Origin of the sequence: Streptomyces sp. NPDC020362, from assembly GCF_040642095.1 — a bacterium.
Classification (GTDB): Bacteria; Actinomycetota; Actinomycetes; order Streptomycetales; family Streptomycetaceae; genus Streptomyces.
Window position 1 is genome coordinate 1 of sequence record NZ_JBFAET010000175.1, and the last position, 19,321, is coordinate 19,321.

Below are 19,321 nucleotides of genomic sequence, written 5' to 3' on the forward strand. Positions count from 1 at the left end.
GATGCCGTGGACGTCGTCGCCCAGGGCATCCGCGCCACGAACCGGTCGATCGTCGCCCGGAGTTGCGCCCGCTCCCCCGGTATGTCCGGCCCCCCTGCCGATTCGGCCGCATCCGGCGTGGCGGCTGGGCGAGGATTGCGGCCATGGGACTGTCGACAGCGTTCACGGAACTGTTCGGCGTGGAGCATCCGATCGCCCTGGCCCCGATGGGCGGGTCGGCCGGCGGCGCCCTGACGGCGGCGGTCTCCCGCGGCGGCGGCCTCGGGCTGCTCGGCAGCGGGAACGGGGACCAGGAGTGGCTGGCTCGCGAACTGCCCGTCCTGGTCGCGGAGAGCGCCGGGAAGCCCTGGGGCATCGGCTTTCAGACGTGGGCGGTCGACGACGGCGTCGTGGCCCGGGCGCTGGAGCACAGGCCGAGGGCGGTGATGCTCTCCTTCGGCGATCCCGGTCCGTTCTCGGAGCGCATCCGCGATACGGGCACCCCGCTGATCCTTCAGGTCACCGACGTGGAGGAGGCCCGGAGGGCGGTGGACGTGGGCGCCGACGTGATCGTGGCGCAGGGCACCGAAGGGGGCGGGCACGGAGCCCGGCACGGGCGGTCCACGCTGCCCTTCGTCCCTGTCGTGGTGGACCTGGCGGCGCCGGTGCCGGTGCTCGCGGCAGGCGGCATCGCCGACGGCCGCGGTGTCGCGGCGGCGCTGGCGCTGGGGGCGGCCGGCGCCCTGCTCGGCACCCGCTTCCAGGCCACGGCCGAGGCCCTGGTCGACCCCGCGACCGCCCGGGCGATCGTGGCGGGACGCGGGGAGGACACCGAACGCAACCGAGTGCTGGACATCGCCCGCGGCTCGCGGTGGCCGGCGCAGTACACCGCGCGCACGCTGGGCCACCCCTTCCTCGACGGATGGCGGGGCCGGGAGGACGAACTCGCAGCCGCACCGCAGGCCCGGCAGGCGTACCAGGACGCCGTGGCCGAGGGCACGATTCCCGCGCTGCCGCAATGGGCGGGCGAGGCGATCGATCTCATCGGCGACCTGCCGTCCGCGGCCGATCTGGTAGGCACCCTCGCCGCCCGGGCCGAGGAGGCCCTGGCAAGGGCCGCCGGGCGCTGACCTCGGCCACCGGGAGGGTTCCCGTTGCCCTCCCGCCGGGAAGCGGGCATCGGACATCGCCACCCCGAAGCCTCGGCACTCCCACCATCGCCATCAGCTGGGTTTTCTTGCGAGACTGACTATCATAAGGGACATGAAACGCACGTCGTTCGCCAACTGGCCGTGCTCCATCGCGCGGACCCTTGACCTGCTGGGTGACCCCTGGACGCCTCTCGTCGTGCGGGAGGCGTTCTACGGCATCCGCCGCTTCGACGAGTTCCAGCAGGAACTGGGCATCGCGCGCAACACCCTCACCGACCGGCTGCGCCGCCTGGTGGACGAGGGAGTGCTGGAGAAGCGCCTGTACGAGACCGAACCGCCGCGCTACGACTACGTCCTCACGGAGAAGGGACGTGACCTGTTCACCGTGCTGGCCACGATGTCACGGTGGGGCGATCGTTGGCTGGCGGGCGAGGAAGGCGTCCCGGTGGTGTTCCACCACGACGCGTGCGACCACGACACGACGCCCGAGGTGGTGTGCTCCGCCTGCCGCAGACCCCTGGCGGCACAGGAGACCTCGATGCGGATGGGGCCCGGCTACCCCGAGCGGCTCAAGCTCCGGCCGGATGTGCAGCGCCGGTTCGGCACCGACTGACCACTCCCTGACACACCGCCCTTGACAGCTAAGTCTCATGAAGCAACCCTTGGTCGCATCCCCTGAGGCGAGGAGGCCGCCGGACGTGGAGTGGACGGGCGCGCGGTACGCGGACAAGCCCACGGTCGAGGTACGGACGTGGATCGAGGCCCCGCCGGAGCGGGTGTGGGCCGTGGTGAGCGACATCGCCCTGATGCCGGCCATGAGCGAGGAGCTCCAGTCGGTCGAATGGCTCGACGGGGCCGACGGGCCGTGCGTGGGCGCCAGGTTCGCCGGCCACAGCAGGCACGAGGCGTTCGGGGAGTGGTCGACGACCTCGCATGTGATCGAGTGCGAGCCGGAGCTGGTTCTCGCCTGGGCGGTGGAGGACCCCAGCACCCCCGCAGCGATCTGGCGTTTCCGCCTTCGGCCCCGGGACGGCGGGACTGAGCTTTCGGAGTGGATGCAGTTGGGTCCGGGCCGCTCCGGACTGTCCGTCGCGATCGACAGGACGCCGGAGAAGGAGCAGAAGATCGTGTTCGTACGGCTGCGCGAGTTCGAGCGGGGCATCGCCTCGACCCTCGAGCAGATCAAGAAGCGGGCGGAGGCATGATGCGTACGGCCACCACGGTCGAGGCCTCGGGCGACGGGAACTGGGCCCGGCAGACGGACTTCGTCGTCGAGGCGGAAAAGCTGGGCCTGGACGTCTGCTGGGTCGCCGAGGCATGGGGCTCCGACGCCCCCTCCGCGCTGGGCCACTACGCCGCGCTCACGGACCGGATGCTGCTGGGATCCGGTGTCATGCAACTGGGTACGCGCACCCCGGCCGCCGTCGCGCAGACCGCCGTCACGCTGTCCAACCTGTCCGGTGGGCGCTTCCTGCTCGGCCTGGGCGCCTCGGGCCCACAGGTGATCGAAGGACTGCACGGGGTCCCCTTCGCCCGGCCGTTGCGGCGTATGCGGGAAACCGTCGAGATCGTCCGGCGGCTGTTCGACGGCGGCAAACTCTCCTACTCCGGGGCGGAGTTCACGATCCCGCGGCCCGGGAGTGAAGCAGTCCCGATGCGGCTCTCCATGCGGGCCGAGCACACCATCCCCCTCTACCTGGCCGCTCTGTCGCCGGCCATGCTCCGGCTGACCGGCGAAGTCGCCGACGGCTGGCTGGGCACCAGCTTCGTGCCCGAGGGCGCGGGCGACGCCTACTTCGCCCACCTCGACGACGGCCTGGCCCGCAGCGGCCGCACCCGCGCCGCCCTGGACGTCTGTCAGGGCGCCGAGGTCGCCTTCGCCCCCGACGAGGACGCGCTCGCCACGATGACCGCAGGACGCAAGAAGGAACTGGCCTTCAGCCTGGGCGGCATGGGCTCCGCGTCCACCAACTTCTACAACAGCGCCTACAGCCGTCAGGGCTGGGCCGAGGTCGCCGCCGAGGTGCGCGAGCGATGGCAGGCCGGTGACCGGGACGGTGCGACGGCCCTGGTGACCGACGAGATGGTCCTGGGTACGACGCTGATCGGCACGGAGACCATGGTGCGCGAGCGGCTGCGGGTGTGGCGCGCAGCCGGTGTCGACACCGTGCGCCTCTACCCGGCCGGGGAGGACCTGGAGGCCAGGCTCACCACCTTGGCCAGGGCGATCGAGCTGGTGCGGAACACCGACAGCACACCCTGAGCCCGGACCGCGCCGCCCCCGGCACCCGCGCGCCCCGGCCACATCGACGCCGCCAGGCGCTTCGGTCACATCGACGCCGCCACACGCCTGGGTCACGTCGAGGCCGCCCCGTACCTCGGTCGCATCGAGGCCACCACGCACCTCGGTCGCATCGAGGCCACCCGGCAGCACTTCGGCGCCCGACACCCGGGGTACCGGCGGCACTTCGGCGCCCGACACCCGGGGTGCCCGGCAACGCATCGAGCGCGGCCGGGCACCCCGCCCTCGCTCCTGGCCTTCGGCGGCATGGCTCCCGTGCGCCTGTCTGCCAACGTTGTCCGATCTGACTGGTCTACACCCTTGACTGGTACAGACCAAAGCGGTTGAGTGTGGCGACACCCCCACCGCATCTGCCCGGACGCCGTGGCCGCCCCTGCCGGCACGTGCGTACAAGGCTCTCCCCCGCCTCCGGTGCAGCCCTGCTCCGCAAAGGAGTTGACCCTGTGTCGAAGCGCCGCCTCTCCGCATGCCTGGCCGCGATCGTGGTCGGAACCGCCGCACCGGTACTGCTGCCGGCCGCAGGAGCGTCCGCCGCGGCCTGCTCCGGCTACCCGGGCTGGACGGCCGGCAAGTCGTACGCCACCGGCGACATCGTCCGATACACCGACGGCAAGGCCTACATCGCAGAACACGACAACCCGGGCTACGACCCCACCATCAGCACCTGGTACTGGGATCCCTACCCCTGCGACGGCGGCTCCACGGACCCCTCGGGCAGCTTTGTCGTGAGCGAAGCCCAGTTCAACCAGATGTTCCCGAACCGGAATCCCTTCTACACCTACAGCGGCCTCGTGGCAGCCCTGAGCGCCTACCCGGGCTTCGCGAACACCGGCAGTGACACCGTCAGGAAGCAGGAGGCCGCGGCCTTCCTCGCCAACGTCAGCCACGAGACCGGCGGACTGGTCTACGTCGTGGAACAGAACACCGCCAATTACCCGCACTACTGCGACTGGAGCCAGCCCTACGGATGCCCGGCGGGTCAGTCCGCCTACTACGGCCGCGGCCCGCTCCAGCTCAGCTGGAACTTCAACTACAAGGCGGCGGGCGACGCGCTCGGCATCGATCTGCTCAACAACCCCTCCCTCGTTCAGACCGACGCCTCCGTCGCCTGGAAGACGGGGCTCTGGTACTGGAACACGCAGTCGGGACCCGGCACGATGACGCCGCACAACGCCATGGTCGGCAGCGCCGGATTCGGCCAGACCATCCGCAGCATCAACGGCTCCCTGGAGTGCGACGGAAAGAACCCGGCGCAGGTGCAGAGCCGCGTGGATGCCTATCAGCGGATCGTGCAGATCCTCGGCACCTCGGCGGGCGGCAACCTCTACTGCTGAGCACCATCTGCCGAACCTCCCCGGCACCGGTGGCGGGCTCGCCGCCGACGCCGGGGAAGGAGCGCGGGGTTTCGGCCGGCGTATCCAGTCGTGGGCTTGGTCGTGGCCTGGTCGTGAGCAACGGCGTCGAAGCCTTCGGGTGCCCGGTCGAGGAACACGGTGACCGAGCTGATCCGGCCGTCCTCGTCGAGGACGATCACATCGGTTCCGGTGGCGAACGAGGTCTCCTCGCCGTCGCCCGCCAGGATCTCCGACCGGATCCCGGCGCGGCGGTGGTGGACCTGGGGCCGCTCGCCGTCAGCGTGCGCTGGGAGCTGCCGGCCGCGAACCGGGCCATGGGCCTGTTCCTCGGCGACGTGGCAGGCGAGTTGGCCGAGCCGCCGGTCAATGCGCTCAAGGCGACCCTGCACCCCGAGGGCCCGTCCCTGCCTGCGCACAATCCACGGCCGGATCATCCGCATCGGCCGCGAAGCAGTACGCAGCCTCCTCGCTGTCGCGGCCTGATCTCAACCCGCCGAACCCATCTGGCCACAGCACCAGTAGTCGAGCGGGGACGAAGAAGTGCCCGACAGGTGGTGGTCCTGGTGGTGGATGGAACCTCAGCGCCGCGCGTGGCGGATCTTCAGCCGTCCGAACCCCATGGTTCCCGAGATCCGGATCCTCGGCCCACCCGGGCGGGAGCGCCGCCGGGTCTTGTAGAGCAAGTCCTTCCACCCGGTGCGCAGATCCTCGACGTCGACGCTCGCGTCGCATGGCACCGTGATCTTGGCGCTGCCGGTGCCGAGTTGCAACTCGATGTCGACCACCGAATGCTCGATGACCGCCCGGGACAGGTCCAGATGCACCCTTCCGAATGCAGACTCGACCTTCAGGCTCCGGGGTACCCGCCACACGCCGCGCCGCTTGATCCGTCCACCGGCGGCAGCGATCGTGGACGTGGTGCCCACATTCTCCTCCGGGAGGGAGGCCAGAGCCGACACGAGCCCGCTGTGCGTCCTGACAGTGAGCACCTGGTGGAGGCGTTCGTCCAAATCCTCGTGCGAGATGTGCCCTTCGGCGTAGGCCTCCTGCAGGCGCCGCACGGCCGAGTCGCGGTCGTCTTCACCCATCAGTGGCGGCCGGTCTTCCGGCAGAGCGGTCACCTTTTCACTCTACTGCCGTGCCGACGACGCGAATGCGCCAAAGTCCGTAGCGGGCAGGGCATCCGACCGGGAGGCCGACCGCTCGTCATCATTGCCTCCATCGCCCAACCCGGCGGACCTGTGCGGTCACCGCACCGGCGGACGAGCCTCGGACACGCCCCACAGCCGGGACGCGTTCTCCTTGTCCAGGGCGTACGGCGCGACGCCCGCGACGGCACCGGCCCGTTCGGTCACCGGTTCGGCCGGTGCGCAGTCCTCGGAGCAGCGGCCGCTGATGCCCTCCACCGTCGGCGAGGCGGCCGGCAGCACCGAGGTCGCGGCGCCCTGTTCCACCGTCTTCCGCGGCGGCAGCGCGAGTCCGGTCGTGCCGCCGAAACCGGCCGGCCGCAAGGGATCCGGGTGCCGGGGCAGGGAAGTGTCGCCGACGTTGCGCAGGAACGGACATGAGATGCCCCTCCTGGCGCGAGGGCGCGAGCCTGCACACGGAAGGCCTTCGCTTCGGTCCCCGCAACGGGGCGGCGCTAGGGTCCCGGCGGCTTCTCAGCCGTCGAGCGTTGCCATGAGTTCGGGTGTGTAGCGGTCGCCGGTGACCACGCCGTGGGGCGCGACCGCCTCGATCGCGGAGATGTCCTCGGCGGTGAGGGTCACCTCGGTCGCGGCGACGTTCTCCTCCAGGTAGCGGCGGCGCTTGGTGCCGGGGATGGCGATCGCGCCCTGGTGCTGGACCCAGGCGAGCGCCAGCTGGGAGGGCGTGACCTCCTTGGCGGAGGCGACGCGGCGGACCTCGCGGACGACATCGAGATTGCGGTCGAAGTTCTCGCCCTGGAAGCGGGGGTCGGTCCGGCGCCAGTCGTCCGCCGCGAAGTCCTCGGGGCTGGTGATGGCGCCGGACAGGAAGCCACGCCCCAGCGGGGAGTAGGCGACCAGGCCGATCCCCAGCTCCCGCAGGGTGTCGAGCACACCGTTGTGCTCGATGTCGCGCTCGAAGAGCGAGTACTCGGTCTGCACCGCGGTGAGCGGGTGCACGGCGTGGGCGCGCCGGATCGTCCGGGCGGATGCCTCGCACACGCCGATGTGGCGGACCTTGCCCTCGGCGACCAGCTCGGCCAGCGCACCGACGGTCTCCTCGATCGGCACCTCGGGGTCGATGCGGTGCAGGTAGTACAGGTCGACGTGGTCGGTGCCCAGATGGCGCAGAGAGCGTTCGAGCGCACGGCGTACGTACTCGGGCCGGCCGTTGAGGCCGACCGCGCGGCCGTCGTCGGTGATCTCGACACCGGTCTTGGTCGCCACGACAGCAGCATCCCGGTGCCCTGCCAGCGCCTTGCCGAGGAGCTGCTCGTTGACGAACGGGCCGTAGCTCTCGGCGGTGTCCAGCAGGGTGACGCCCAGCTCCAGCGCGCGGTCGACGGTGGCCAGCGACTCGGTCTCGTCCGTGGCGCCGTAGAAGGCGCTCATCCCCATGCAGCCGAGTCCCTGTCCTCCGACGGTCAGCCCCCGGCTGCCCAGTACGCGGTGTTCCACGAGAACCACTCCCTTCAATAACTAACTGGATAGATACATACCGTAGGACCATGGAGCACTCATGTCAATAACTAGATAGTTACTTGCTAGGGTGGCGGACATGACACGGGACTCCAGCGCAACCAAGGCCCGGCTGCTCGACGCCGCCTTCGCCGAATTCGCCGCCTACGGCATCGCCGGAGCCCGGGTGGACCGGATCGCCGAGTCCGCGGGTGTGAACAAGCGGCTGATCTACGTCTACTTCGGCAACAAGGAACAGCTGTTCGACGAGGTGCTGCAACGGGCGCTGACGGCGGGCGCCGAGTCCGTGCCGTTCGACGTCGAGGACCTGCCCGGATACGCGGGCGCGATCTTCGACCATCTCGTCGCCCGGCCCGACCTCATGCGCCTGCGCCTGTGGAAGCTCCTGGAACGCCCCTCGGCCACCGGACTCGAAGCGGACGCCTACCGCCGCAAGACGGCCGAAGTGGCTGCCGCCCAGCAGCACGGCCGGCTCGCCCCGGAGATGACACCGGAGGACCTGCTGACCATGGTCCTCTCCGTCGCCCAGGCATGGTTCTGGGCCGCCGAGGGCGCCGGCACCGAGGGTGCGTGGCAGTCCTGGCCGGCAGAGCAGCTGGCCCGCCATCGCGCGGCCGTCGTCGAGGCCGCCCGCCGGATCAGCGGACCGGAGGCCGCGGACGAGTAGCGAAGCAGCAGCGCGGCAGTCGCGCGCCGACCGCGCGGATGCGGAGGATTACCGCTGGCCGGTAGAGCGCCTTCAGGCCTCCAGGGTTGTCCGGACCCTCCTCCCGAGGCAGCGCTGAAACCAGGAAAAGGGCAAAAGGGATGCCGATCGTGTGGGAGCCCTGCGCCATCCACACATGCCCTGCCCGTCCAAGGCGCTTACCGGGCCCAAGGCCTGACGGCCCCTCTTGCGTGCGCGTCGTCTGCGATGCGCTCTCGGTTTCGATCCGCTCAGGAGATTGTCATGCGTAACGCCAAATGGCCTCTCGCTGCCCTTGCGGGTCTCGTTCTGACCCTGGGAGGTGCCGCTGCGTCGGCAGTCGCCGCGCCGATGTACGCCGGTCATCATGACCACGACCACGGGTACTCCGTCAGCTACGACGACTTCGGACGCGATCACGGCGGCTGGGGGCACGACAGCGGCTGGGGTGACGACCATGGTGACCACGGCGGCTACGGCGGGGGCGGCTATGGCGGCGGTTACGGCGGCGGCCACGGCGGGGGCGGTTACGGCGGGGGCGGCCACGGACGGTAGGTCCCTCACCGAGGGGGCCGGCAGGCAGCCGGCCCCCTTCTGCAGCCGGTGACGGAACCGGACCGGCGGTCTAGTCGTGTCCGGCACGGTCGGCCGGCCCGAAGGGCAGCTCCGCGCTGAGGGTGGTCCCCGCAGCGGCCGGACTGTCGAGGAACATGGTGCCGTCGAGCGCTTCCACACGGTCCTTGAGGCCCACGAGGCCGGTACCGGCCTCGAAGTCGGCGCCGCCGACACCGTCGTCCCGCACCCGGACACGCAGCATCTCGGAGTCGGCGTCCACGGTGACGGAGACCGCCGAGGCCCGCGCGTGTTTCACCGCGTTCGTCAGGGCCTCGGAGACCACGTAGTACGCGCTGACCTCGACCCGCTCGGGCAGCCTTTCCCGCACGTGCACGTCGAGATCGACGGGGACGGCCGATCGGCGGGCGAGTGTCCTGAGCGCGGGAGCGAGGCCGCCCTGGGCCAGGATCGCGGGATGGATACCGCGCGCCACCTCGCGGAGTTCGTCGAACGCGTCCGTGAGCCCCTCCGCGAGATCGTGGAGCTCCGTGCGGAGGTCGTCCAGCTGCGGCGGAACCGTCGGCTGCGCGTTGTGGATCAGGACGAGCAGCGAGACGAGCCGCTACTGGACGCCGTCGTGCAGATCACGTTCGATGCGGCGGCGCGCCCCGTCGGCAGCGTTGACGATGCGGGCTCGCGAGGCCGTCAGTTCCGCATGGGCCCCGGCGTTCTCGATGGCGATCGCGACGAGATCGGTGAATGCGGCGATCGGCGACTCGGTCCTCGCCGGGAAGGGGTCGTCGCTCTGCTTCGACACGACGATCACCCCCCACAGGCGGCCGGCGACGACGATCGGGCACCCGACCGGCCCCGCTCGGGCGTGCCCCGGTCTTCCTTCGGGGGCCGGTCGGCCCTACCGCGGGCGGCTCGGCCCCGCTTTGATCGTGTCATGTCCGAGAACCACACGCGCGTGGATTCGTATCCCACGGACGGCGCGGCCGAGGGCCCGACGGTCGTGGCTCTGCAGGGCGACGTCGATCTGCTGGCCGCGCAGACCCTGGTGGACCGGCTCGACGCACTCACCGCCCAGCCGCGGCACGACCTGGTGATCGACCTGCGGCAGGTCGTCTTCATCGACTGCACCGGACTGGGCGTCCTGTGCCGGACACGGAACCGGGCACTCGCCCGGCGGGGCCGGTTGCGGCTGGTCACCGACAGCGTGGACTTCCTGCGGCTGCTGCGCACCACCGGCCTCGCGGGTGTCTTCGAGGTGCATACACGGCTGCCCTAGCCCCCGTCCGGGGCCGGGTTCAGCCGTTCCAGCTCCACTCGGCGACCTCCGGAAGGTCGGTGCCGTGTGCGCGGATCCAGGCGTGGTGGCGGGTGCGGGCGTCCGCCATGGCCTGGCGTACGGCGGCGGCGCGCACGGCAAGGCCGGGGACCCGGTCGAGGACGTCCATGACGAGCCGGTAGCGGTCGAGGTCGTTGCGCACGACCATGTCGAACGGGGTGGTCGTGGTGCCGGACTCCTTGTATCCGCGCACATGCAGGTTCGCGTGTCCCGCGCGGCGGTAGGTGAGGCGGTGGATCAGCCACGGGTAGCCGTGGTAGGCGAAGATCACCGGTTTGTCGGCGGGGAACAGGCCGTCGTATTCGAAGTCGCTCATCCCGTGCGGATGGTCCTCGTGCGACATCAGCCGGGTCATGTCCACCACGTTGACCACCCGCACCGCCAGCTCGGGCAGGTGCCGGCGCAGCAGCTGGGCGGCGGCCAGCACCTCCTGCGTGGGTACGTCACCGGCGCAGGCCAGGACGACGTCCGGTTCGCCGCCGTTCTCTGTGCCGGCCCAGTCCCAGATCCCGGCGCCGCGGGCGCAGTGGGCGTTGGCCTGGTCGAGGGAGAGCCAGTCGAAACAGGGCTGCTTGCCGGCGACGATCACGTTGACGTAGTCGCGGCTGCGCAGCGCGTGATCGGTCACGGACAGCAGGGTGTTGGCGTCGGGCGGGAGGTAGACGCGCACGACCTGGGGGCTCTTGTTGAGCACATGGTCGACGAAGCCGGGGTCCTGGTGCGAGAAGCCGTTGTGGTCCTGGCGCCACACGTGCGAGGTCAGCAGGTAGTTGAGGGAGGCGACGGGCGCGCGCCAGGGCAGTTCCCTGGACGTCTTCAGCCATTTGATGTGCTGGTTGACCATCGAGTCGACGATGTGCACGAACGCCTCGTAGCAGGAGAACAATCCGTGCCGGCCGGTCAGCAGATAGCCCTCCAGCCAGCCCTGGCAGACGTGTTCGGAGAGGATCTCCATCACCCGGCCGTGCCGGTCCAGATGTTCGTCGACCGGGAGCGTCTCGGCCTGCCAGGCCTTTCCGCTGGCGTCGTAGACGGCCTGGAGCCGGTTGGAGGCGGTCTCGTCCGGGCCGACGAGCCGGAAGTCCCGTCGCCCGGCGGTGTCCCGCATGACCTGTTCGAGCAGGGTGCCCAGGACCCGGGTGGGTTCGTGCAGGCTGGTGCCCGGTTTCTCGACGGGTACGGCGATGCCGTCGAGGGCCGGCAGGGGCAGCTCACGGACGAGAAGGCCGCCGTTGGCGTGCGGGGACGCGCCGAGCCGCTTGGCTCCCTCGGGGATGCAGGCCAGGACGTCGGCGACCGGCCGGCCGTCGGGCCCGAACAGCTCCTCGGGCCGGTAGGAGCGCAGCCACTCCTCCAACTGCCGTAGATGTACGGGGTTTTCCCGGACGCCGGCCAGCGGCACCTGGTGGGCGCGCCAGGTGCCCTCGACCGGTTCGCCGTCCACTTCGGCCGGACCGGTCCAGCCCTTCGGCGTACGCAGCACGACGACGGGCCAGTGCACGCGCTCGTCGGCGCCCTCCTGGCGTGCGAGGTGCTGCAGCCGGGCGATGCGGTTCAGCGCCTCGTCGAAGGCCGCGGCCATGGCGCGGTGGACCATGGCCGGGTCGTCGCCCGTGACGTAGAGCGGTTCGTGGCCGTAGCCGCGCAGCAGCGCGTCGAGTTCGGGTTCGGGGAGCCGGGCCAGCACGGTCGGGTTGGCGATCTTGTAGCCGTTGAGGTGCAGGATCGGCAGCACGGCCCCGTCGTGCACGGGGTCCAGGAACTTGTTGGAGTGCCAGGAGGCGGCCAGCGGGCCCGTCTCCGCCTCCCCGTCGCCGATGACACAGGCCACGAGCAGGTCCGGGTTGTCGAGGGCCGCGCCGTAGGCGTGCGCGAGCGAGTAGCCGAGTTCGCCGCCCTCGTGGATCGAGCCCGGGGTCTCGGGGGCCACATGGCTGGGCACCCCGCCGGGGAAGGAGAACTGCCGGAACAGCCGCTCCATGCCGGGCCCGTCCCGCGACACGTCCGGGTAGGTCTCGCTGTAGCTTCCCTCCAGCCAGGAGTTGGCAAGGACCGACGGCCCGCCGTGCCCCGGCCCCCACACGCACAGCGCGTCGAGTCCGCGAACCTTGATCACCCGGTTGAGGTGGGTGTACACGAGGTTCAGGCCGGGCGAGGTGCCCCAGTGGCCGAGCAGCCGGGGCTTGATGTGCGTGGGCTTCAGGGGCTCGCTCAGCAGCGGGTTGGCCATGAGGTAGATCTGGCCGACCGCGAGATAGTTGGCGGCGCGCCAGTGCGCGTCCAGGGTGCGCAGTTCCTCGTCGGTGAGGGCGGTGGCCTCGGGGTGGGCGGCGTGGGACATGGGGACTCCGGAAGGCGTCGTCGGTTGCCGGCACGGGCGCCGGTGGTCGATCGCTGGCCAGTTTGCGTTGAATGTCAGAGAATTTCCTGGATCGCGGCCATCAGGCATGCCGCGGGGTGGTGCCGCCCTCCCAGCGTGCTGGTCCGGTGCCGGCGGGGGCAGGGGCCGATCGGCCCTAGTGCATACGGCCCCGGCGGGCGATGATCGGCTTCGTGGGCGGTCCGGAGTCCGTCCGCACCGGGGAACGAGAGGTCGTCATGACGCAGACACGCACTTTCACGGAGCAGAACCCGATCCGCGTGTTCCTGCTGGACGACCACGAAGTCGTACGGCGCGGCCTGACCGATCTGCTGGACGCCGAGCCGGACATCTGCGTGGTCGGCGACGCGGACACCGCCGAGCACGCCCTGGCCCGCGGCCCCGCGCTCCGCCCGGACGTGGCCGTGCTCGACGTCCGTCTGCCCGACGGGGACGGCATCACGGTCTGCCGGGAACTGCGCAGCCGGATGCCGGAACTGGCGTGCCTGATGCTGACCTCCTTCGACGACGAGGACGCCCTGCTCGACGCGATCATGGCCGGGGCGTCCGGGTACGTCCTCAAGCAGATCAAGGGCTCCGACCTGGTGTCGGCCGTCCGTACCGTCGCCTCGGGCCAGTCGATGCTGGACCCCGCGACGACGGCCCGCCTCATGCGGTCCCTGCGTGCCGACCCCGCCGCGACGCCCTCGCTGCCGCCCGAGCTGGCGGGCCTGTCACCGCGCGAACGGGACATCCTCACCCTGATCGGCGACGGCCTGACCAACCGCGAGATCGGCAGGAAGCTGTACCTGTCCGAGAAGACCGTCAAGAACCACATCTCGCGCCTGCTGGCCAAGCTGGGTGTGCAGCGCCGGGTCCAGGCGGCCGTCCTGGCCGCCCACCTCGACAGACCCTGAGACCCGGGCGAGTCGGCCGCATCGGCGGGGCGGGTCGGCCGCCGTCCGAGGGCGGGTCGAGCCGCGCCCGGGTGCAACTAGAAGCCGACACTGATCGCGGTGAGGGCGAGCATGCCGGCCTTCCTGCGCACCCAGTCGCTGCCCGGCGGCTGCCCGAGGCTGTCGCGCCGCACCACGTGTACGGCGTGCAGTCGGCCGTTGGGGGTGGTCATCCGCTCGGCCGGGAAGGCCGTCGACGGAAAGGCCTGGGCCGCGACCAGGAAGACGGACTCACCCACGCCGGGCAGCGCGGCGGCGGCGTAGACGAGGACGAGGACGAGGACGAGGACGAGCGTGCCGGAAAGCACGCCGAGGGCGATCAGCCCGACGACGGCGAGCGGCACACGTCGATGGCGATCAGCAGGGCCCGCCGGTCGAAGACGTCCGCCCACACCCCGCCGATCGGAGCGGTCGTCGTCCCGAGGGCGGTGACGATGGTGGTCAGCAACACGCCGAATCCGTGCGACCGGCGGCCGAGCACATCTCAACACCCGCGCATCGCAGGTGACTCGCGCCGGACGGGAACCTTGGACGACCTGAGGCAATCGTTCATAGCGTAGGCGTCGCCCCGGAGCCCGACGCCTCGTCCTCTTGGCGTCGTACAGGTGAGAAGGCCCGGGGCCGAAAGGGTCTGTCGTGGGACTGGAGGAGATCTTGGACGAGCCTCGTCGTGGGGCGCAGGTGCCGCCCGCACTGCGCCACGGGGCGGGCCACCGCACGGAGGCCGGCATGTCGCACAGCATCCGGTTCGCCGTCCTCGGCCAGCTGTGCGCCACCCGCGCGGAGCGGACCATCCACGTCGGTTCGCCACAACAACAGGCGATGCTGGCGGTGTTGCTCCTGCGGTCCGGTCGGGCCGCCTCGATGCCGGAGCTCATCGACGGAGTGTGGGGCGAGGAGCCGCCGCACTCGGCGGCGGCCATGATGCGGACCTACGCCTGGCGCCTGCGCCGGGCCCTCGACGAGTCCCCCACCCAGCCACGCACCCTCGTCTCCGTGGGTGACGGCTACCGGTTGGTCCTGGATCCCGGCGACGTCGACGCGGTACGGGCCGAGCAGCTTTCTGCCCAGGCGGCCGGGCACCGCTCGGCCGGGCGGCCGGCGGAGGCGGCCGAGCGGATCGGGCAGGCGCTCGCACTCTGGCGGGGAGAACCGCTGGCCGGTGTTCCCGGCCCGCACGCGGAGCAGCAGCGAACGCGGCTGGAAGAGGTCCGGTTGACGCTGCTCGAAGAGCACTTCGACCTGCTGGTCGGCCAGGGTGCCCATCTGCTGGCGGTACCCGAGCTGGGTGCCCTGGTGAGCGCCCATCCGCTGCGCGAGAGCTTCCACGCGCTGTACATACGGGCCCTGCACAGCGCCGGGAGACAGGCCGACGCGCTGGCGGCGTACCACCGGTTGCGCATCCGGCTGGCCGACGACCTGGGCGTCGAACCGAGTCGGGAGCTGCGCGCCCTCTACCAGCGGCTGCTCGCCGACGACGCATCCCCCACGGCTCTCGCCGTCGAGGAGCCCCGGGCCCGAACCTCGCCGCGCGCCGCGGTCGAGGTTGCGCAGCGCCCGGCGCCGGGCACGCCCGACGGCGGCGAGGACACTGGCGGCGGGCTCGAGGGCGCGGCCGACGGCTACGAGGACACGGCCGACGGCAGAGCGGCGGGGGCGCCCGGCGCGGCGGACCGGGCCGTCGCGTTAGGGCCGGCGAGCCTCCCCCGGACCGCGCAGAACGCTCCCCAGGTCCCCCCGGCACCCGCCGCCACCGCCACTCCTTCCGGCGCAACCAGCGGGATCTTCGTCGGCGCTCCCCCCGTTCCGGCGCAGTTGCCGGCCGGCACCGTGGACTTCACCGGCCGCTCGCCCTCGCTCGGGCGACTGGCACAGGCACTGACCGCGGACCACGGCGACGCACCGCCGGTCGTCGTGATCACGGGCATGGGCGGGATCGGCAAGACCGCCTTGGCGGTGCGGGCGGCGCACGGCGTCAGCGCCCGGTTCCCGGACGGCCAGCTGTACGCCGACCTGCGCGGCAACCGGCACGACCCCGCCGACGCAGGCGTGGTGCTCGCCAGCTTCATCACCGCGCTGGGAGTCGCTGCGCAGTTCGTACCGGAGAGCCTGGACGACCGCGCCGGGCTCCTGCGCTCTCTGCTGAACGGGCGGCGCGTACTGATCCTCCTGGACGACGTGCGGGACGCCGCCCAGATCTCGCCGCTGCTCCCCGGATCGGCCAGCTGCGCGGTGCTCATCACCAGCCGGTCGAGGCTGTGGGGTCTGCCCACCTCGGCCCGGATCGACCTGGCGGCCTTCGAGGCGGACGAGGCGGTGTCCCTGCTGGAGCGCATCGCCGGTCCCGCGCGGGTGGCCGAGGACCCGGCGGCGGCACGAGAACTGGTGCACAGCTGTGGTCTGCTCCCGCTGGCCGTGCGGATCGCCGCCTCCCGGCTGGCGTCGCGGCCCACCTGGGGGGCACAGTCGCTGGCGGTACGGCTGGCCGACGAGCGGCGCCGGATGGCCGAACTGCGCGCCGGCGACCTCACCGTGGCGGCGGTCTTCGAGATGGGATACCGCCAGCTGAGCGAGGCCCAGGCCAGGGCGTTCCGGCTGATCGCGGCGGTCTGCGACGCGGAGATCGGGACCCCGGCCGCGTCCGTCGTGCTCGGGCTGGACGAGGATGACGCCGAGGAGCAGCTCGAATCCCTGGTGGACGCCTCGCTGCTGGACACCTCCCGCCCGGGCCGGTACCGGCTCCACGATCTGCTGCGTGTCTTCGGGCAGCAGCAGGCGACGGCGGAGGAGCGCCTGCTCGCGCTGGACCGGCTGCTCGACTTCCTGCTGGCCACCACGGCCCGGGCCTTCCAGCGGGTGGTGCCCGGCGACGCGGTCGCCGCCACGCTGAGCGCCAGTCGCTCGGCGGGCCTGCGGCTCGCGGATGTGCGGACGGCCCGGGCCTGGGCCGCCGCCGAGTCGGAAGCAGCCTTCTCGGCCGTTCTGGCCGCTGCCCGCGAGTCACGGGCGGCCGGCATGGACGGCCCGGGTGCCGAGCCCCGGGCCGGGGACGGTGTGCCCCTGTTGCGCGTCGCGGTGGATCTGCTGATCGCTCTGACGGCCTTCGGACCCTACGTGCAGCGGGAGCAACTGGTGCGGGCGGCCATGGCGGTGGCCGAGGCGGCCGAGGAGCACGGCGACCGCCGCACCGTGGGCCGCGCCCGCTTCCTGTGCGGCAACATCGCGGTGCAGGGCACCCGGCTGGTCGTGGCCAAGGAGCATCTGCGGGTGGCCGAGACCCACTGCCGTGAGAACGGGGACGCCCCCATCCTCTGCCAGATACTCAACGACCTGGGGCTGGTCGCGCTGCTCCAGCATGACCACGAGGAAGCGGTGGAACGTCTGGACGAGGCAGTCCGGCTCGCCCGTGAACTCGGCCAGCGGTCCGGTGAGCTGGCGACGAGGGTGAACGCGGCCCTGGCCAGGCTGCGTTGCGGGCGCGCCGAGGAGGCCCGTCGGGCGTGCGAGAGCGCCCTGGACGAACTGCGGGCCGCCGCGGACCATCAGGGCGTGGCCTACGCGCTGTCCGTCCTGGGACTGTGCAGGCACGAACTCGGTCAGTACGAGGAGGCGGTGGCGCGCTACACGGAGTGCCTGAGCGTGTGCCGGGCGATGGAACTGCACGGCCGGGAGGCGCAGGCCCATTACCGGCTGGCCGACACCCTGCGGGCCATGGGCCGCCCGGCGGAGGCGGTGGCCGCCGCCGGGCAGGCGGTGGCCCGGTGCGCGGACGGCCGTTCCGAGCGCGACCGCGGGCACGCGCTGGTCGCGCTCGGCCGGGCTCTTGCCGACGCCGGCCGGACCGCGGAAGCGGCGGCCCGGCTCCGCGAGGCCGCCACGGTCTTCACCCGCCTCGGGCTGCCGGACGCGGTCCACGCGACGGCACTCCGGGAAGACCTGCCCGTGTGACGACGGGCCGGACCGGCCTCCCAGCCCGCCCAGCTCTCCGGCCCGACCGGCCTCGCGGCTCGTTCAGCTCTTCGGTGGGGGCTGCGAGACGGTGTTGTTCCAGTCGTCCCGGTCGGCCGCGGAGACGTGGACCCCGGCCGGCGCGTCGCCGTGCCGGTACTCCGCGATCCCCTGGGCCACGACGGCGGACGCCGCTGCGGACAGGAGCGCGGCGGCGATCAGGCCGGCGGCGGCCCTCGCGCGTGCCGCCGCTCGTACGGGGCGTCCGGCCGGCCGCCGGACCGCCTCATGGGGACTGTGCATGCCGCATCTCCTCGTGCTGTTCCGTGCCTTGCCGGTGCGAAGGCGACACCACCGTCTCAGGCTCCGATCTACATCGGATCTACGGCAGGCGATCCACGGCCGGGCGGCGGCGTCCGGCCTCAGCCGTGCAGGAAGACGTGCCCCGTCACGGTCGAGTAGTGCAGCGACAGGAGGCGGAAGGGGAGGCGCAGCAGCAGGGTCAGTGCCCGCACCCGCTGCTGCTGGGCCGCGTAGTAGTCGTCCAGGACGTTGATGTGGATCACGCCGGGGTCCGCCTTCGCGAGCACGTCCTGGACGAGGGCGAGGACACCGGGGTCGGCGGACTCCAGGGCCGTGACCGGGGCGAACGTCCGCTCCAGGGCGGCCAGTCGGCGCTCCGTCTCCCGGTGGTCCCGCCCTTCGTCCAGGATGTCGGTGATGGCTCGGTGCGGGTCGCCGGGCTGCCCGAAGCGGTCCTGGAAGTAGGCGTCGAAGCGGGCGGGATCGGTGCGGTAGGTGAGCAGGGCCGCCTCCAGGAGCAGGCCGCCGGTGTTCCTCGCCGACCGGACGTTCCCCACCAGTTCCCGGAAGCAGCCGTCGCCCAGATCCATGAAGAGGCCGCCGCCGTGCCGCTGCACCCGGTGCCCCAGGTCCAGGGCGAGCAGCCGGTCGTACAGGACCGCCGCGATCGACCGGACGAGGGGGCTGGACCTCGGGATCAGGATGAGCGGTGACCGGGGCAGCCGGAGCTGCAGAAAGGCCCGGTAGTCCCTGGGCAGCAGCCGGACGAGCGGGCCGTCGTCGTCCATCTGGGCCGCCATGAGGGGTACCGGCGGCGCCCCGGTGAGGAGCCGGCGCAGGACGGCGCCTCCGATGGCGGTAGCGGTCTCCTGGTCGGGACCCAGTGCACGGTCCAGACGCACCTGGCCGGACGCGACACTGGCAACGGCCCGCCCCCGGCGGGCGGCGACGAGACCGGCGGCGCGCTGCGCCAACCGCCTCGTGTCCGGCGGCTGCGCGGCCTGTGCGGAGTACACCAGTGCGCGCAGCGGTGTCTCGGCGGCTCGCTCGGCGACAACCTCGACGATTCCCGGGGCGGCCGCCCGGACGGTCACCGGATCGCCCGCGCCGGACACCAGGATCTCCCCGTGCGCGGGGACGGGGTCCACCGAGGGGAGGCGGTCACGGCACAGCCGTACCGGATCGCCTCCCGGGTGCGGCCTGGGCCGGTAGGCCCAGCGCATCCTCTGCGGAGCACCGTCGTGGGTCACCAGCAGGAAGTCGAGTGTCTCGCCCGGCTGCTCCTGGTGGATGTGGGCCCACAAGGCCCAGGCCGCGTCCGAGGGGGTGAGGTACGGCCGTAGATCGTGCAGCAGGGCGGCGATCCTGCGGGCGAACCGGAGCCGCTCGCCGGCCAGGACCACGGCGTAGCCGCGATCGGGCGGGCTGATCAGAATGGTTCTGCGGTCCACCTGCTGGTCGACGGGAGGGCCCGTGATGACGGGCCCGGGTAAGAAGGGGCGGTCGCGGGGCAGGTGGGAACGGATGGTGACGAGCGATGCGGCGAGCGCCTCCAGGGACTGCGGGAGCGGTCCCTGGCCGGGGGGCGGGCCCCCGCCCGCCCCCGCCAAGGGGCAGCAGAAAACAAAAAAAAAAAAAAAAAAAAAATACAAGCAAAAAAAGCCCCCACACAACACCCCCCCAAACCCCACCGCCCACCCCAAAAAAAAGA

General features: G+C 71.8%; 21 protein-coding genes. 10 read left to right on the forward strand and 11 right to left on the reverse strand.

Annotation, left to right across the window (positions count from 1 at the left end):
* Window positions 1-143: 143 nt before the first annotated feature.
* The 5 genes from AB0H32_RS37625 to AB0H32_RS37645 all read left to right on the forward strand — a co-directional run bounded on the left by AB0H32_RS37625 (window position 144) and on the right by AB0H32_RS37645 (window position 4,766).
* Window positions 144-1,109 carry a nitronate monooxygenase gene (locus AB0H32_RS37625; protein WP_361130602.1) on the forward strand — a complete coding sequence of 322 codons (966 nt, stop codon included), beginning with the start codon at window positions 144-146 and terminating at the stop codon, window positions 1,107-1,109.
* 133 nt (window positions 1,110-1,242) lie between these two features.
* A complete protein-coding gene (locus AB0H32_RS37630; protein WP_361130605.1) occupies window positions 1,243-1,743 on the forward strand; it encodes a helix-turn-helix domain-containing protein in 501 nt (166 codons plus the stop codon).
* An 85-nt stretch (window positions 1,744-1,828) separates the two neighbouring features.
* Window positions 1,829-2,335 carry an SRPBCC family protein gene (locus AB0H32_RS37635; protein ID WP_361130608.1) on the forward strand — a complete coding sequence of 169 codons (507 nt, stop codon included), beginning with the start codon at window positions 1,829-1,831 and terminating at the stop codon, window positions 2,333-2,335.
* Window positions 2,335-3,393, forward strand: coding sequence for an LLM class flavin-dependent oxidoreductase (locus AB0H32_RS37640; RefSeq protein WP_361130657.1), 1,059 nt, complete (start codon window positions 2,335-2,337; stop codon window positions 3,391-3,393). The genes AB0H32_RS37635 and AB0H32_RS37640 overlap by 1 nt, the downstream gene beginning before the upstream one ends.
* 482 nt (window positions 3,394-3,875) lie before the next feature.
* A complete protein-coding gene (locus tag AB0H32_RS37645; RefSeq protein WP_361130611.1) occupies window positions 3,876-4,766 on the forward strand; it encodes a glycoside hydrolase family 19 protein in 891 nt (296 codons plus the stop codon).
* Here AB0H32_RS37645 and AB0H32_RS37650 read toward each other — a convergent pair.
* The 4 genes from AB0H32_RS37650 to AB0H32_RS37665 all read right to left on the reverse strand — a co-directional run bounded on the left by AB0H32_RS37650 (window position 4,757) and on the right by AB0H32_RS37665 (window position 7,432).
* Window positions 4,757-5,176, reverse strand: coding sequence for a hypothetical protein (locus tag AB0H32_RS37650; protein WP_361130614.1), 420 nt, complete (start codon window positions 5,174-5,176; stop codon window positions 4,757-4,759). The genes AB0H32_RS37645 and AB0H32_RS37650 overlap by 10 nt on opposite strands.
* A 189-nt stretch (window positions 5,177-5,365) precedes the next feature.
* Entirely contained in the window at window positions 5,366-5,908 is a 543-nt protein-coding gene (locus AB0H32_RS37655) for a DUF1707 domain-containing protein (RefSeq protein WP_361130616.1), read from the reverse strand.
* A 126-nt stretch (window positions 5,909-6,034) separates the two neighbouring features.
* Window positions 6,035-6,298, reverse strand: coding sequence for a hypothetical protein (locus tag AB0H32_RS37660; protein WP_361130619.1), 264 nt, complete (start codon window positions 6,296-6,298; stop codon window positions 6,035-6,037).
* Between the two features lie 150 nt (window positions 6,299-6,448).
* Window positions 6,449-7,432, reverse strand: coding sequence for an aldo/keto reductase (locus tag AB0H32_RS37665; protein WP_361130621.1), 984 nt, complete (start codon window positions 7,430-7,432; stop codon window positions 6,449-6,451).
* A 100-nt stretch (window positions 7,433-7,532) separates the two neighbouring features.
* On the opposite strand from AB0H32_RS37665, the gene AB0H32_RS37670 reads away from it, so the two are divergent.
* Complete coding sequence (locus AB0H32_RS37670) at window positions 7,533-8,120, forward strand: TetR family transcriptional regulator (RefSeq protein ID WP_361130624.1); 588 nt, start codon at window positions 7,533-7,535, stop codon at window positions 8,118-8,120.
* A 282-nt stretch (window positions 8,121-8,402) separates the two neighbouring features.
* Window positions 8,403-8,693: a hypothetical protein gene (locus AB0H32_RS37675; RefSeq protein WP_361130627.1), complete on the forward strand. Its 291-nt coding sequence runs from the start codon at window positions 8,403-8,405 to the stop codon at window positions 8,691-8,693.
* A gap of 70 nt (window positions 8,694-8,763) precedes the next feature.
* On the opposite strand, the gene AB0H32_RS37680 is transcribed toward AB0H32_RS37675, so the two are convergent.
* Both AB0H32_RS37680 and AB0H32_RS37685 read right to left on the reverse strand, forming a co-directional pair.
* On the reverse strand, window positions 8,764-9,186 hold the full coding sequence (locus AB0H32_RS37680) for an ATP-binding protein (protein ID WP_361130630.1): 423 nt from the start codon (window positions 9,184-9,186) through the stop codon (window positions 8,764-8,766).
* Between the two features lie 129 nt (window positions 9,187-9,315).
* Window positions 9,316-9,546 (reverse strand): hypothetical protein, encoded by a 231-nt coding sequence (locus AB0H32_RS37685; protein WP_361130660.1) that lies wholly within the window; start codon window positions 9,544-9,546, stop codon window positions 9,316-9,318.
* 96 nt (window positions 9,547-9,642) lie between these two features.
* Here AB0H32_RS37685 and AB0H32_RS37690 point away from each other — a divergent pair, with 96 nt between their 5' ends.
* Window positions 9,643-9,984, forward strand: a complete 342-nt coding sequence (locus AB0H32_RS37690; protein WP_361130633.1) for an STAS domain-containing protein — start codon at window positions 9,643-9,645, stop codon at window positions 9,982-9,984.
* A gap of 19 nt (window positions 9,985-10,003) precedes the next feature.
* Here the strand turns inward: AB0H32_RS37690 and AB0H32_RS37695 are convergent, their stop codons facing one another.
* Window positions 10,004-12,385 (reverse strand): phosphoketolase family protein, encoded by a 2,382-nt coding sequence (locus AB0H32_RS37695; protein WP_361130636.1) that lies wholly within the window; start codon window positions 12,383-12,385, stop codon window positions 10,004-10,006.
* Between the two features lie 257 nt (window positions 12,386-12,642).
* On the opposite strand from AB0H32_RS37695, the gene AB0H32_RS37700 reads away from it, so the two are divergent.
* Window positions 12,643-13,320 (forward strand): response regulator transcription factor, encoded by a 678-nt coding sequence (locus tag AB0H32_RS37700; RefSeq protein WP_361130639.1) that lies wholly within the window; start codon window positions 12,643-12,645, stop codon window positions 13,318-13,320.
* Window positions 13,321-13,397: 77 nt separating this feature from the next.
* Here the strand turns inward: AB0H32_RS37700 and AB0H32_RS37705 are convergent, their stop codons facing one another.
* Together AB0H32_RS37705 and AB0H32_RS37710 are read right to left on the reverse strand one after the other, a co-directional pair.
* Window positions 13,398-13,703 (reverse strand): hypothetical protein, encoded by a 306-nt coding sequence (locus AB0H32_RS37705; RefSeq protein ID WP_361130642.1) that lies wholly within the window; start codon window positions 13,701-13,703, stop codon window positions 13,398-13,400.
* Window positions 13,679-13,810 (reverse strand): hypothetical protein, encoded by a 132-nt coding sequence (locus AB0H32_RS37710; protein ID WP_361130645.1) that lies wholly within the window; start codon window positions 13,808-13,810, stop codon window positions 13,679-13,681. Before AB0H32_RS37710 ends, AB0H32_RS37705 begins: the two co-directional genes overlap by 25 nt.
* A 278-nt stretch (window positions 13,811-14,088) precedes the next feature.
* On the opposite strand from AB0H32_RS37710, the gene AB0H32_RS37715 reads away from it, so the two are divergent.
* Window positions 14,089-17,307, forward strand: a complete 3,219-nt coding sequence (locus AB0H32_RS37715; protein ID WP_361130648.1) for a BTAD domain-containing putative transcriptional regulator — start codon at window positions 14,089-14,091, stop codon at window positions 17,305-17,307.
* 63 nt (window positions 17,308-17,370) lie between these two features.
* On the opposite strand, the gene AB0H32_RS37720 is transcribed toward AB0H32_RS37715, so the two are convergent.
* Both AB0H32_RS37720 and AB0H32_RS37725 read right to left on the reverse strand, forming a co-directional pair.
* On the reverse strand, window positions 17,371-17,610 hold the full coding sequence (locus AB0H32_RS37720) for a hypothetical protein (RefSeq protein WP_361130651.1): 240 nt from the start codon (window positions 17,608-17,610) through the stop codon (window positions 17,371-17,373).
* A gap of 119 nt (window positions 17,611-17,729) precedes the next feature.
* A complete protein-coding gene (locus AB0H32_RS37725) occupies window positions 17,730-19,061 on the reverse strand; it encodes a hypothetical protein (protein WP_361130654.1) in 1,332 nt (443 codons plus the stop codon).
* Between the last annotated feature and the right edge of the window lie 260 nt (window positions 19,062-19,321).